Origin of the sequence: Maribellus maritimus, from assembly GCF_022267315.1 — a bacterium.
GTDB classification, from domain to species: Bacteria; Bacteroidota; Bacteroidia; order Bacteroidales; family Prolixibacteraceae; genus Draconibacterium; species Draconibacterium maritimum.
Genome location: NZ_JAIKLE010000196.1, coordinates 1 through 326 on the forward strand (window position 1 = coordinate 1; position 326 = coordinate 326).

The window sequence follows — 326 nt, forward strand, 5'->3', positions numbered from 1 at the left end:
ACAGGGCCATCTGTTGGTGCCGGCGGAGAAATTACCGGATTTTCAACCGGACAGGCTTACACTGTGACTGCAACAAATACAGGAGGATGTACTTCGGAAATTTCGGCTCAGTTTACGGTTGAAGGCCCCCCGGATGCACCTGAGCAGCCAACGGTTTCGGTTGTTGATGCAACCTGCAACGAACCGGGAAGTGCAAGCATTACAAATTACAACAGTGACTACACTTATACCTTTGACCCCACAGGGCCATCTGTTGGTGCCGGCGGAGAAATTACCGGATTTTCAACCGGACAGGCTTACACTGTGACTGCAACTAATACAGGAGG

1 protein-coding gene is annotated in these 326 nt (G+C 50.9%); it reads left to right on the forward strand.

Annotated elements, in window-relative coordinates:
- Positions 1 to 326 (forward strand): hypothetical protein (locus K5G00_RS29650; RefSeq protein ID WP_238770288.1); only part of this gene is annotated, 326 nt, incomplete at both ends.